This is a genomic window from Microvirga sp. CF3062 (assembly GCF_036314045.1).
Classification (GTDB): Bacteria; Pseudomonadota; Alphaproteobacteria; order Rhizobiales; family Beijerinckiaceae; genus Microvirga.
In genome coordinates this window covers 39724-54589 of the sequence record NZ_JAYGGN010000004.1, presented here as the reverse complement: position 1 = coordinate 54589, position 14866 = coordinate 39724, and the positions used below count along the sequence as shown (strand labels likewise).

The window sequence follows — 14866 nt, the reverse complement described above, 5'->3', positions numbered from 1 at the left end:
ATGAGAGAGCGTTTCGACCATATTGTCATCGGCGGCGGGTCCTCCGGTTCCGTGGCCGCCGCGCGCCTCGTCAATGAAGGCAGGCGCGTGCTGCTGCTCGAGGGCGGCTACTCCCATCGCCATCCGCTCCTGGACATGCCACCGGGCATCTTCAAGATGATCAACGGCAGCAAGTACATGCGCTATCACCACACGGTCCCGCAGGAACATCTGAACGGGCGCGTGCACGACATCCCGCAGGCCAACGTTCTCGGCGGAGGCTCCTCGGTCAATGCGCAGGTCTATATGCGCGGCCGCCCGTCCGATTACGACGAATGGCACGAGGCGCTGCACGGGGAGAACGACTATCCCGGCTGGAGCTGGGCCGATGTTCTGCCCCACTTCCGCACCATGGAGGGCAACAACAGGTTCTACAACGAACTGCATGGCGCAGATGGACCATTGCTGGTGTCGGACCCCGGCCACATCAACGACATGTCGCGCTGGTTCGTACAGGCTGTTCAGGCCCTGGGTGAGCCCTTCAACCCAGATTTCAACGGCCCCAAGCAGCGGGGTGTCGGCTTCTATCAATTCATGAACCGGCGTGGCCGGCGCAGCAGCGCGGCCTATGCCTTCCTGGCACCGCTCGCCGATAATCCAAACCTCGTCATCCGCCTGCAATCGCGGGTGAGAAAGATCGACATCGAGAATGGACGCGCCGTTGGTGTCACCTATCGCGATGCCAAAGGCGTGGACCACCAGGTCTATGCCGATGGTGAGGTGATCGTGGCATCCGGTGCTCTCGTGACGCCGCAGCTTCTCATGCTCTCTGGCGTCGGCCCGGCCGATCAACTGAGGCAGCACGGCATCTCGTGCATCGCCGACCTTCCCGGTGTCGGCGAGAACCTCATCGACCACCCAGAGGTGCCGCTGATCGCGAAAGCCAACGGACCCTATGGCTATTACAAGCAGGGCGTCGGCTGGCGCATGCTGCTCAACGGCATCCACTTCCGGCTGTTCGGCTCCGGCCCGATCCTCTCGGCCGGCGTCGAAGCCGGCGCCTTCGTGAACCCGGCTGATCCTGAGGCCGAGCCGACGATTCAGGCTTTCTGCGTTCCCATCGTCTATCTGGACCGGGACACTCTCAACCTTGTCGAGGACACATACGGGCTGACGATCACCACTGTGGTGGTGAAGCCCAAGTCCCGTGGCTATGTGCGCCTGAACTCGGCTGATCCGGATGATATGCCCTTAGTGTCTCCTAATCTGCTGAGCCATCCTGACGACGCCCGTGCGATGATCGACGGTCAGCGCTTCTTCCTCCGCGCCTTCCAGACAACTCCCCTGGCAGAGCGGACAGAGCGGGTATCGATTCCTGATCCTGGCGATCTTAGCGACGAGGCTATCATGAAGCACTGCTGCCGCTTCGTGAAAACGAACTATCACCCGAGCGGAACCTGCCGGATGGGCACAGCAAGCGACCGCATGGCCGTTCTGGATTCAAGATTGCGCGTCCGTGGAATCGAAAACCTGCGGGTCTGTGATCTCTCGGCTATGCCCAACATCAATGCGGGCAACACGAATGCGCCCGCAATGATGCTCGGAAGCCGATGCGCAGAACTCATCACCGGCCGGCCGACCATCAGCACCTCTCAGTTTGGCCCTCGCCTGTCAGAACAGGGCGATATGAGCGTCGCGACAATAAGCTGAAACAAGAGAGGGAACCGGAGCTCCAAAGCCCCAGTCCCTTTTGACCATTACTCTTCCCTGAAGGCTTTGGTCATGTTGTCGGCCACAGGCTTGGTCAGGTAGGAGAACACCGTGCGGTATCCGGTCTGGATCAGACCCTCCACGGGCATGCCCGGCACCAGCTTGAGATCACCCAACCGCGCCCGCTCGCCGTCCGCAAAGGCCACGCGCACCGGGTAGTACTGCATGCCCGAGCGCTGGTCCGTCACCAGATCGGCCGCGATCATGCTCACCTTGCCCTTCAGCTCCGGCGTGGTCCGCTGGTTGAAGGCCGACAGACGCAGCACCGTGTCGAGGCCGGGACGGAGCTGGTCGATGTCCTGCGGCAGGACCTTCACCTCGATCGACAGCTCGTCCGCCTCGGGAACGACAAGCATCAGAGGCTCACCGGCATTGATCACGCCGCCGACAGTGTGCACGATCGACTGGTGCACGACACCGTCCTGCGGGGCCCGAATGTCGATGCGTTTGAGCTGATCCTCGGCCGTGGTCTTGCGCTCCACGAATTCCGAGATCTTGGCCTGCACCTCACGCAGTTCCTTGGAGACTTCGCTCCTGAGGTCCTGATCGATCTGGAGGATCTGGAGGGAAGTTTCGCTGATGCGGCCCTTGGCCTGAGCGATGCTCGAGATCAGCTGTCCGCGCTCCCCGCGCAGCCTCGTTTCCTCGCGCTTCAGGGAGGTCACGCGAGTGATCGGCACGAGGTTCTTCTTCCAGAGCTGCTCGACACCGATCAACTCATCCTGGATCAGCTGGATCTCGTCCCCCTTCGCGGAGGCCTGCAACTTGAGCCCGTCGATCTGCTCCTGCAGCTGCGCGATGCGCTCCTGCAGCTGAGCCTTCTGGCCGGCCCGGGCTTCGCGACGATCCTGGAACACATTGATCTCGCCCTGAATCAGGCTTGCAAGCTCGAGCTCCTGCAAGCGGCTCTTGAACGCAGCCGGAAAGACGACCTGCTCCGACCCGTCGCGTTCGGCCTCGAGCCGGTTCTGGCGGGCGGCCAGCTCGTCCAGGCTTTTGGACACCATCGCAAGGCTTGCCCGTGCCACCGTCTCGTCGAGACGAACCACTATGTCGCCGGCCCTCACCCGGTCGCCGTCGCGGGCGAGGATCTCACCGACAACTCCGCCGGTGGGATGTTGAACTTTCTTGACATAGGTATCGACCACGATGGATCCCGGCGCCACCACGGCTCCAGACAGCTCCGTCACGGCCGCCCAGCCTCCAAGCCCGCCGACCAGGAAGAAGGCGGAGGAGAGGCCCACCAGCGTGTAGCGGCGGATCGCCGCGCGGGCATTTGTTTTGCGTTCGGACTTCATGACAACCCCCAGATCCTAGACAGCTTTCAACGCAGTGGCGGCGGCCACCCGCGGCTCGGCACCCTGCGGAGCCGGAACCGGACGCAGCACCTTGCTCAAGACTTCGTCCTTCGGGCCAAAGCTCTGCATCCGCCCCTCGCCCATCACGAGCACCAGATCGACGCCCGCAAGAGCACTCGGCCGGTGCGCGATAACCACAACGACCCCGCCCCGAGCCCTTATGTTCATGATCGCAGCCGTCAGGGCCTGCTCGCCCTCGTTGTCGAGATTCGAGTTCGGCTCGTCGAGCACCACCAGGAAGGGATCGCCATAGAGCGCGCGAGCGAGGGCCAAGCGCTGGCGCTGCCCGCCGGACAAAGCTGCTCCCGCCTCACCCACCTGTGTCTCATACCCGTCCGGCAGTTGCAGGATCATCTCGTGGACATTGGCGGCCTTGGCAGCGGCGATGATCGCTTCTGCTTTTGGCTCCGGCTCGAAACGAGCAATGTTCTGCGCCACGGTGCCGGCGAAGAGTTCCACATCCTGAGGCAGGTAGCCGATATGGTGTCCGAGATCCTCCGGCAGCCATTGCTCGACAGCGGCTCCATCGAAGCGAACCTTGCCGCGCCAGGTCGGCCACACACCGACGATCATGCGGGCGAGCGAGGACTTGCCGGAGGCGCTGGGGCCGATGATACCCACACCACTTCCAGCCCTCAGCTCGAAGGATACATCCTGCACCGAGAACCTCTGCCCGCCGGGCGCTCCGGTACCGGCATTCTCAACAGAGAGAACGGACCGGGGCGCTGGCAGCTTCAGGGGCTCGTCAGCCCGGCCATTGGCCTCAAGAAGCGTCTTGAGGCGGCTCCAGCCCTGGCGGGAGCTGACGAAACCCTTCCAGTTGCCGATGGCGAGCTCGACCGGTGCCATGGCGCGCGAGGTGAGGATCGAGCTGGCGATCATGATGCCGCCCGTTGCCTGTCCGTCGATCACCAAGTAGGCGCCGATGGCGAGCACCATGGATTGCAGCAGCATCCGGAGCACCTTTGACATGGCACCGAAGCCGCCAGCCACGTCGGAGGTCCGTTGCTGGTGCGCCAGGTAGCTGGCATTGGCATCGCCCCAGCGCACACCGATCCGCTTGGCCATACCCATGGCCTGGACAACCTCGGCGTTCCGGCGCGCGCCCTCGGAGATTCCGTTGCGGACGAGGGCTGCGCCCACGGCTGCTTTCGATGCTTCCTTGGTCATCACCTCTGTCAGGAGTGTGATCACCACGAGAAGGCATGCGCCGCCCAAAGCCGCGAGGCCAATCCAGGGATGAAAGGCGAAGCAGATGAATAGGTAAAGTGGCATCCAGGGCAGATCGAAGAGCGCGGACGGCCCACCTCCGGCGAGGAATGCCCGTAATTGATCGAGATCACGCAGAGGCTGCTGCCCGTCGCCATCGACCTTGCCCTTCAGAGGCGCCTTGAGCTGCCCTTGAAAGATCTGCTGGCTCAGATCCTCGTCGACGGCTGCGCCGACCCGCGCCATGATCCGGCCGCGCAGCGCGTCGAAGAGACCCTGGAAGAGGTAGAGCACCACGATGATGACGGAGAGACCGACGAGTGTTGGGATGCTCTGGCTTGGGAGAACCCGGTCGTAGACCTCCATCATGAAGATGGATCCCGAGAGGTAAAGCAGGTTGATCAGGCCGCTCAATACCGCGACGCCCAGGAAGGCACCGCGACAGGAGGCCATGATACTGAGACGTTTCTTGAGAGGGTTGGTCATCGACTTGTACCTTGGGGAATTTGCGTCACAGGGGTGCCGATGGGCGGCACCGAACTTGTTTGAGTAACCCCGCCGGGAGCCTTGGGGGCATGGCTCCCGGCGAGGTCACACCGATGTCGAACCGGCAGCGTCAGAAGATGAAGTCGCTGCTGTCGAGATCGGATTCCTTGACGCCCTTCAGAACGAGAACGGCGGAGTCATGCCAGACCACGGTGCTGCTGCCGGACTGCCACGTGTACAGATCGGACATCTTGTCCACTCCGGCCAGGCCGCTCACATCCACCTTGTCGTGGCCCACTCGGAAGTCGGTCACCGTGTCCATGTCGTGCTTCTTGTTGAACACGAAGATGTCGTCGCCTGAGCCACCAGTGAGCCTGTTATTGCCACTGCCGCCGTCGAGACGATCGTCGCCGGATCCGCCATGCAGACGATCGTCGCCCTTCCCACCGTAGAGGTGATCGTCACCACGTCCGCCTTCGAGCTTGTCGTTGCCGGATCCGCCATACAGCTTGTCGTTGCCGGCCATGCCCTTGAGAGTATCCTGGCCGCCTCCGCCCTTGAGGACGTTGTTTCCGCTGTTGCCGGTGAGGCTGTTGTTGAGACTATTGCCCGTGCCGTTCAGGTCGGCCGATCCAGTCAGCACGAGCTTCTCGACATGAGTTCCAGCCAGGGAATAGGACACGCTCGCCTTGACCGTATCGGTGCCCTGGTTGTGGCTCTCGTAGACCCGATCGCCGCGATCATCGACGATGTAGGCGTCGTTGCCGCGTCCGCCCCACATCCGGTCGGCGCCGGCATTACCATCGAGACGGTCGTGGCCATTACCACCTCGGATCTGGTCATCCGCGCCGTCGCCGACAAGCCGATCGTTGCCGCGGCCTCCGTTGACCGCTACCGGCATGGGATTCGAGACGACCGGGGCAGGTTTCTCGACAGTGATTGACACTGTGCCTTCGGTGGTGCCGCCTTGGCTGTCCGACACCATGTATGTGAAGGATGCCTCACCGGTGAAGCCGGCTTTGGGCGTGAAGGTGATGGTGCCGTCGCTGTTGAGAACCGCCGTCCCATGCTCGTCTTCGTCGAGCTCGACGAGGGAAACCATGCCCCCATCAGGATCATAGTCATTGGCGAGTAGTTGTGCGGCCGTGATGCTGAGAATCTCTCCTTTCCTGATCGTGAAGCGCTCACCTTCGACGATAGGCTTCTCATTGCCCTCCGGGTTATCGTCATCCTCGTCCTCTTCGTGTTCTTTGAGGATGGGGTTTCCATCGCTCATGTAAGTGACGGAATGAGTGGCGCTTTTGAGAGTAACCGTGCCGTTATCGTTGACAATCCTTTGGTAGTCACCGATTTCCTGCCCCGGTGCCAGCTCGATCACGTCCTGAGCCCGCAACGTGCCGACGATGGTGTCGTTGCCGCCATTGGACTTAAACACGATCCGATGTGCCGACTGCAGGGAGGTGATGTCGATCGTATCGTTCCCGCTGTTGCCATCGATCGTGATGGTGCTGAAGAGGAGGCTGGTGCCGTTGAAATCCCCGACGACCTGGATCGTGTCGCCGGAACTGGTTCCGCCACCTGACCCAGCCGGTGAAGTGACCTGGAGGGTGTTGACCCGGATCTCCTCAATGTTGTCGAGTTCAGCAATCACCGCACCATCGCGAGCGATCACGATTTCAGTTCCGACGGCTAGCGTCAGGCCGGGAATGGCCGCCTGGGCCGCCGTGCGGCTGTAGATCGTGAATGTTTCCGCACCGGCCGAGCCGTTGACTTGGTAGGTGTCGACGTTGTTGCCGCCATTGACAATGTCGCGTCCGTCGGTAGCGCCGACTTGAATGATCAGGTCGTTGCCGTCTCCTCCGTTGACAGTATCGTTGCCGGAGCCACCCACCAGCACGTCATTGCCGCCGTTGGCATTGAGGGTGTCGTTTCCGCCATGCCCGAGAAGGATGTCCGTCCGGTTGGCATTGAGGAAGCCAGTACCGCCCGTCAGCGTCTGGCCCGTGTTGCTGCCATTGACGAGTGTGAACGTGTTTCCGCCAAAACGCAGCTGTTCGATCGCGGTCAGCGTGTCGGTTCCTTCTCCTCCGTCCCGATCCGCCACAGTCAACTGATCTGACGCATTGAGGCTGAAGTCGTATTCACCTGCACCGCCCGCATAGTTAGCAACATCGTTACTCAGGAGATTGCCCCCGCCGTCGATGCGGTCGTTGCCGCCGCCTCCGGTAAACACCTCACCCAAACCGCCTCCGTCGGCGATGTCGTCACCGGCAGTGCCGTTGAAGGGCTGCCCGAGGAAGCCGTCCCAGTTGACGCCGACCGGACCGGTGGGAGCAGATGTGACGGTTTCCGGATTGCCGCGAGCATCGGTGAAGCTCACTACCACTCGAAGCTGCAGGCCGGCCTGGGCGCCGAAGGCAGTAAGGGCAAGGTCCTGGGGCGTGAAGGTCCCGGAGGTTGCCCCAGCAATGTCGGTCCAGGTCGTTCCGCCGACCAGAGCCTGCCACTGATAGGAGAAAGCGCCTACTCCATTGCCATCCTGGATGGCGCTGGTATCGACCGTCAGTTGCTGCCCCTCCGTCGGCGTGACATCGCTGATAATGGGAACACCTGTCGCTGGCACGTTGAACAGTTGAGCAAGGTCGAATTCGCCGTCGGCGAACCGAAGGCGCTCGATGTTCCACAGCTTATCGGTACCGTCGGAGACCAGATTAGCTCCGTCGGGACCGTTGCCCGCATCGAAACCCGTATGGGAGACGATGTAGGATCCGTCCGTGCCGCGCGTGAAGGTGTAGTTCTCGGATACATCCGAGAACACCGCTACGTCCGTGTCTCCAGCGCCGTCATCTTTGACGATCTCGCGGACGATCGAGAGCTGGCCCGGATTCAGGGTAGCGTTGAGCATGAGCGCGTCGAGCGTCCTGCCGCCGAACTGCGCGACCGCACCCACTTTGAGCACGCCTTCCACGAAGTCGTTGGCGAGATAGACCTTACCGCCCATCCGCTCGGCCGAGTAGATCTGCCCGTTCGCCTCGATCTTGATGCGCACGTTCAGCCACTTGTCACCGTCGATCACGTCGTTGCCGCCGCGACCCTCAATGACGTCATTGCCACCGCCGCCGAGCAGGATGTTGCCATCATCGAAGGCGATGATCGCCTCCTTTTGCTCTGCGGTGAGATTTGCGGAGACCGCTGCAACCCAATCGCCCAGGAGGGCGCGCATTCCGTCGATCCGGTCAACGCCAGCCTGGGTCAGCTCTTGCTTGACCATGGTGCCTTCGGCACCCGCCAAGCCGGGCGTGCCCTCGACCTCCTCCTCGCCGTCCACCGCGGAGCCACGGTCATCACCTTTCAGGGCGTCATTCCTGTCCCAGCCCGACAACGCTTCGACCTGGTCGTAGCGGTTGCGCAGGATGTCCTGCGCGTCGGTGGTGAAGATCGGACGCTTGAGGTCTGCATCAGCCGCCTCGTTGCTGCCCTTGTGGATCGCCCAGTCGAAGCCCCACATACCCTCGTTGCGCATGACGCTTTCGCCCTGGACCATGATGTCGTCACCGGATTCGGCATCGAAATCATGCTCGTTCTGACCGGCGAACATTACGTCGTGGCCGATGATCGTGGAGTTGAAGAACAACTCAGAGTTGTCGCCGGCAGTGGTATCGAAGCCATTGCCCGCTTCGAGCCAGTCGTCGCCCTCGTTGCCAAGCAGGAAGTCGCCACCCTCCCCGCCAAGGATGAAGTCGTTGCCCGTTCCGCCGAAAGCTTCCTTTCCATCAGGACCTGTAATGATGAAGTCCTGACCCTGGTTGCCGAAGATCAGCGCGAGGCCGGAGCCGCCGTGGATGACGTCATTGCCCTCTTCGCCGTGCAGCATATCGACTTCGCCGATATCGGTACCCGAGTTGGTGATAATGTCGTCGCCCTTGCCGCCATGGATCTTGTCGACGCCATACCCGGCCTCGATCTTGTCGTTGCCGTCCATGCCCCAGACCGAGTCGTCACCGCCGCCGGCCACGATGTTATCGTTGCCGTTGGTACCCTGGATCAGGAGATGGTCGTTGGTATTGACCCGCAGATACTCGGCGATGCCATCATTGTTGTTGTCCACACGTTCGACAAGCTTGCTGAGTGCCTCGAGATAGGGATCATCATGAGTCGGATCCTGGTGGCCGAACTTAATCTGCATATTCTCGTCGACATACAGCACATGGTCCGGAAGCGAAAAGATGTCGCCGGGCACCGCGTAACCGCTCTCGCCGAGATCGGTGTTGTTCAGCACCATCTTGGCAAGCGAGTTGTTCTCCAACTCGTTGAGCAGGTTGAGACCTTGAACGCGAGACAGGTAATAGAACCGATCTGCGTTCTGAAGGTTCTCGAGCTGCAGCTCGAAGACAAAGGAGAAGGTCGAGCCCAGCATACCACCGAACGCCATCTTCTTCTCGGCCAAGCCACCTACCCAGAGATCGACATCCTCGAGCCCCCCAAGCTTACCACCAGCATAGGAACCTGTAGCATTCAGGAAATCGAGGCGGTCTTCTGGTGCTCCATTGCCACCAAAAACAAGCAGCATCGCAGCATCGCGCTTCGCCTCCATTGTCGTCGCGGACTTGATTGATTCATGTGTGCCGTAGGCCGCAATGAAGTTGACGATCGAGGCCGGGTTTTTGAGGTTCAGGGCGAAATCGGCCCAGCTTGTATAAGCTTCCAGCTGCGTATCACCATTGGCGATTTCCTGGAACTGACGGCGAGCCTCGTTCAGCGGCGGAATACCGGTTTCACGGCCACGGGCGATGTTGATCGCCGCGAGGTCGAGCGGGATTCCGACCAGCTGGTTGCGCAGCACATGAGTGACGAACTCGTCGATCTCGTTGCCTTGCTGGGACGTCATGCCACGCACGATGGCGCCAGCTGCATGATCGTGGTCGAGAACGAGCTGCGTTCCGTCGGCTTTGAGGATTGGGTTGCCATCTGCATCGAACTGAGGCCCGCCGAAAGCAAGAGGGTTCAGGAAAGCATCGAACAGATCCATGCTGCTGTTGGTGCCATCTGCCTGGGTGCTGTCGACGGTCTCATTGAGCATTGAGTGACCGAACCGATATACTACGTGAGCAAACTCGGCGAAGATCGCCGGATCGATGTCACTTTGCGGGTTGAAGACGAAGGCGTCGACGTCAGGCTGCACCTTGCGGGCAAATTCCTCGAATACGAGGTGCTGGTATTCCATCTCGTTCGTGAAGCGAGCTGCCTGGAAGAGGCGTTCGCCGTCCCACTTGAGCGCAGCGATTCCTGCAGCGTCCGTTGGAATTGCGTCGACCTCATCTCGCAGCCACTCGTTCAGGAAGTCGAGATCGCCCGAGGTCAGGGCCAGCTCCTTCACCTGTTCGACCAGACGATTGTGTTCGGAGTGGAAGACGTGGTGAACGGCCGACAAGCCGATATTCTCGTTTCCGCGTCCATCGCCGGTGATGTAGTGGGCGTCGAGCAGTTCGTCGTCGTATAGCCGGCTCAGGGCAACGAAGGGCATATTCGTCGCGCTCACCGGCTGATCGGGATCAAAGTCCCCATTGGCACCTGCCGACGGCGTCGCTGACTGGACGTAGAGCGGATTGGTCGCGCTGATCGGCTGGCTGGCGATGAAGGCAGAGTTGACCGCCAGGTAAGGCAGGTTTCCAGCGATGTAGCGCGGGTTCTCCTCGCTCACCGGCTGCTGGGAGTTGAAGGCCGGGTTCAGGGCCGGATAGGGCTCGGAGCCGGCTGTGCCACCTTCCGCATAACCTGGGTTCGTGATCGGCGTGGCGTTGATGCCGATTGCGTCATTCGCGTCAGAATACATTTTCTGGCCACGATCGTTCACGGTGTTGGCTGCGTGAGCGATGTCATCCAGGAAAGCGTGGTCCGTGCGCACCGCACCGACCGTCTGTCCAGGAGCAATGGTGATGATGGTCGAGCCTGATCCTCTCAGCAGGGTGCCGTCAGGCAAGTCGATTGCTGAGGGATTGACTGGGTTGGCCAGATTGCCTTCCACCAAGTAAGGGGATCCGTCAGGCTTGAAACCGGCAATGATCTGCGGCAGCCCGTTCGGACCACGGATGAACTCGCCATAAGGATCCATCGCGAACAGCGGGATATTGCCGACATCGGCATCGGTGAGCTCGAATCCGAGCTTCAGAGCTGCCTGTTGCTTAACGTCTGCCCAAGTTGCAAGACCGCGCACGCTCTCAAGCAGGCTGCCCGTGGCAACCGGCTTTCCGTTCTCGTCCATCTCGTATTCACGCATGAACAACTGCTTGGAGGCTGTCGAACCATAAGTCTGGTTCTGATCGACCCAAGGCGTCGTCGTGTTATCCGCATCGAGATCGGTGCGGGTCACCACCATGAAGTTGGTACGTGGGCTGGCCGGATTGTAGAGCGGGTCGTCCGGGCTGAGCGGGATATAGATCGTACCGCCCTTCTTGGCCACGAGATCGAGCCCGTGATCGAAGAACTGACCGAACAGCGTAAACCAGGAATTGTAAGGGGCGGAGAGCCCCTCATCCGGGGCTACGTTGGGCAGCAGGACGGTGTTGCCTTGCATCTCGATACCGAAGGTTGCCGCGAGGGCCTTCGCGACCGTGAGAGCGGCTGGAGCGGCGGCTTCCAATTCATCTGCGGCAGCGTCGAGAGCCGCCCATGCGACTGGATCGATGGGCTGGCCAGTAGCCGGGTTCGTTGCTGCATTGGCAGCAGCCCGAGCAATGGCTGCATCCTTAACAGGCGCATAGGCGTCCCTAATCGCATCCATTGCGCCAGTTAGAGCATTGCTGGACACACCAGCATGCACCAATCCTGCATAGACTGCTGCGGGATTGCCCAGGGTTTGATCAACGATCAGGTTGGAGATCAGGCGCGGATCGGCGTCGACTACGCTGCCCGTCTGGCCGTAATTGTTGTTCTGGTCGACCAATGGGCCGGTGGTATCAGGGATCGTAGCATCGCCGGGCACGTAGTTCGGATGCGGCATCGCATCGTCGTCCTCGTCACGCCAGTACGGATCCGTGATCCGCGGGAAGGGGTTATCGGCAGAGCCCCAATCATCGCGGTTCAGGGACAGGTTGTTGAGGCTGCCGTCGACAGTGCGCAGACCATAGGGAACAAGCGGGTCACTGATCGCCAACACTGCGCCTGGAGCATTCGCAGGCACGATGTTCCCGTTCGCGTCAACATAGATCTGCGACAGCGGCGTTCCGCCGGAATGCGCCTCAGCGATTTTGATCTGCTTCAGGATGAAATCGAGATCATGCTTAACAAGGCTAACCATAGTTGTCCCCTCCGGTTTTGTTGCCGCAAGTTTGGCGGCTCCTGGAGACATTCTGGTCAGATTTAGAGACGGTTAACTACAGGGTCTGAAGTCCTAAGAGCGGCTTCGGCACCAAGGTCCAATCATGGTCTCCCGGCCACCTCGGACCTTAGTCGGGACAAAGACTATGGTCTTACTCTCGAGCGCTTTTACGGGTCACTCTTCAGAAATCTTAGCAGCACTGATACGACGATAAGCCTATGATTTTCTTGATATCCATCAGACATGCGGCAAGCGATAGGACAATATGCGAGTCGGCGCGGCGTCCCTACCTCTTTCGGATAGTATTTACCTGTTCTTAGCTGCCGATCTACTTTGATGAAGTCTCCTTATCCTGGCAGCTCATACAAGCGCTCGGGTTTGGGACGGGGGGATCGCCACTTTGTACGCTTCGAGTGACAGAAGCCTTGATTGCGCTCGGGGGGGTATGCACACGCGTGGAAGAACCCTTTCCGGTCAATTCCTGGTTATGACCGTTGCAGTCATGGCCGTTGGAATGGTCGCCATGGGAACTCTAGTAACGTCGCGGATCGAGAAGAGCGTTACCACAGTCAAGGCTGCCTCAGTCGCTTTCTCGGTGAACAATTTCATTGCTCCCCACATCCAGGAGCTTGCCTCAAGCGAACAGCTCTCCCTAAAAAAATTCGAAGATCTGAAGCACGCTATTGATCACTCTGGTCTGCTCGCGCAAGTGACTTCTTTCAGGATTTGGAGGCGGGGCGGGTTCATCGTCTACAGCAACGAGCCTCATGTCAGCCAACAGGATTTTCTAGAGAGTTCTGGTGTGTCGCAGGCTTGGTCTGGAGCCGTTCAGGTGCAGTTTGATGATGATATCCCTCTTATCAAAGTTTTCGCGCCGGTTAGGGACTCTGCAACAGGATCGGCCCTCGCGGTCGTGGAGTCCCATGAACATGTAAGCGCACTGGACTCGGAGCTTGTAGCCTCCAAATGGCAGATCTGGCTTGCAACTGCCTTGATCACTTTGAACATGATGGGTTGCCTGTTCGTGATCGTTGCCCACAGTGGCCGGATCATTGATCGGCAACGCTTGGCCCTCGTTGAGAGAGTCTCCCAATTATCCGAGATCCTGCAGCAGAACCGTCTGCTGCAGGGGCGCATTGAACGTGCTGCCCGCAAGACGACCGAAGACAACGAGCGTCTTCTCCGCCGAATGGGCTATGATCTTCACGATGGTGTTGCCCAATTGGTCAGTCTGGCGCTCCTGCGCCTCGACAAAGTCAAGGGCTCGCCGCAGGAGCGCGATAACCTGCACAAGATTCATAAAGCCCTCTCGGACGCGCTTGGTGATATTCGAAACATCTGTAAGGGATTACTTCTCCCCGAGGTTCGGAGCATGACCCTCAAGGAAGCGTTGATGTTTATGATCCGGACGCATGAGCGTAGGACGGGAACAACCATCGAATGCACGATTGCAGAACTTCCAGATCAGGCGCCTGAATTTGTCAAGATTGCGCTATGCCGCTTCATCCAGGAGGCTCTAAACAACGCCTTCAAGCATGCCGGCGGTCAGGGGCAACGGATCGACATTGCATGGAACGGCGCCCAAATCATGGTTGAGGTCGCGGATCGAGGTCCGGGTATCGATGACATCGACCGATGCATGAGAGGACCAGGGCTGGGCTTAGCAAGTCTTCGGGACCGTATTGAAAGTATTGGAGGGGATGTGACGATGAACAGCGCATCGAATGCGGGAACTCGCATCACGGCCTCCCTTCCCCTCGTGATGGAGATATCTGATGCAGCGTAAGATCCGGGTCGGGGTTGTGGACGACCACCCTCTCTACCGTGATGGGGTGGTATTCGCGCTTGAATCGGAGATGGATATGGAGGTCGTCGCTCAAGGAGAGACGGCAAGTGATGCCTACCAAATTGCTATCGACCATGCTCCCGACGTACTCCTGCTGGATATGAACATGCCAGGAAGTGGGATCAATGCGGTTGCCAAGATAGCCTTGAAATGCCCTTCGACAAAGACGCTCATGTTGACGGTCGTTGATGACGAGGATGAGGTGCGTAGCGTTCTGAGGAAGGGAGCCCGCGGATACCTGCTGAAAGGAACGAGCAGCTCCGAACTGGCCAATGCTGTTCGTGTCGTCAGCAGGGGCCAGAGCTATATCTCCCCCAGTTTCGCCGCACAGCTCATCATGTTGAGAGGCGCAGAGGATAGCGATCCTAAAGAGGCGACAGGCAGGTTTCCCGAGTTATCAGAGCGCGAAGAGCAGATCTTGCTGCTGATCCACCGTGGTCTCAGCAACAGACTCATTGGCGATGAGGTGGGTCTGACCGAGAAGACCGTCAAGGGTTATGTCACGAACATCATGGAGAAGCTCCACGTTCGGAACCGGGTGGAAGCTGCCATGATCGTTGCGGAGCGGACTTCCGGCAGGATCCAGTAATTCGGTCTATCCGGCAATATGTTCCAGCGGATGGGGTGTTAAGGCATTGACCGACTCTGCCAGGTTTTGCAGGATGTGACCCGTCCGCTGCTCCTTCCTATGCAGTCTGTGCGCCCAATTATCCCCGCCCCAAATTCTTCTACTCCTTCCGGACTAGTACCTAAGGGGAAGGTATGACACTATTCCAGCATTATATAGTTATTGCCAAGTATCTTAAGGATTTATTATCCTAGGACTAATGGCGGTGCTTCTGACAGCACCAATAGGTGAGTGAATATATCCCTGAGCCATTTTATTATACTCTATTGGAA

The 14866-nt window shown here is 59.7% G+C and carries 6 protein-coding genes; 3 read left to right on the top strand and 3 right to left on the bottom strand.

The genetic code is table 11. The features are described from left to right. Positions 1-1689, top strand: coding sequence for a GMC family oxidoreductase (locus tag VB618_RS08545; protein ID WP_329796199.1), 1689 nt, complete (start codon positions 1-3; stop codon positions 1687-1689). A 47-nt stretch (positions 1690-1736) separates the two neighbouring features. Here the strand turns inward: VB618_RS08545 and VB618_RS08540 are convergent, their stop codons facing one another. From VB618_RS08540 to VB618_RS08530, 3 genes are all read right to left on the bottom strand, one after another. Further along, complete coding sequence (locus VB618_RS08540; protein ID WP_329796197.1) at positions 1737-3047, bottom strand: HlyD family type I secretion periplasmic adaptor subunit; 1311 nt, start codon at positions 3045-3047, stop codon at positions 1737-1739. A gap of 15 nt (positions 3048-3062) precedes the next feature. Continuing rightward, a complete protein-coding gene (locus VB618_RS08535; protein WP_442931717.1) occupies positions 3063-4802 on the bottom strand; it encodes a type I secretion system permease/ATPase in 1740 nt (579 codons plus the stop codon). A 130-nt stretch (positions 4803-4932) separates the two neighbouring features. After that, entirely contained in the window at positions 4933-12099 is a 7167-nt protein-coding gene (locus tag VB618_RS08530) for a peroxidase family protein (RefSeq protein WP_329796193.1), read from the bottom strand. Between the two features lie 523 nt (positions 12100-12622). Between VB618_RS08530 and VB618_RS08525 the strand changes: the two genes are divergently transcribed. Then, a complete protein-coding gene (locus VB618_RS08525; protein ID WP_329796192.1) occupies positions 12623-13906 on the top strand; it encodes a sensor histidine kinase in 1284 nt (427 codons plus the stop codon). Next, positions 13896-14555 carry a response regulator transcription factor gene (locus VB618_RS08520; RefSeq protein WP_329796191.1) on the top strand — a complete coding sequence of 220 codons (660 nt, stop codon included), beginning with the start codon at positions 13896-13898 and terminating at the stop codon, positions 14553-14555. Before VB618_RS08525 ends, VB618_RS08520 begins: the two co-directional genes overlap by 11 nt. The last annotated feature ends 311 nt before the right edge of the window (positions 14556-14866 follow it).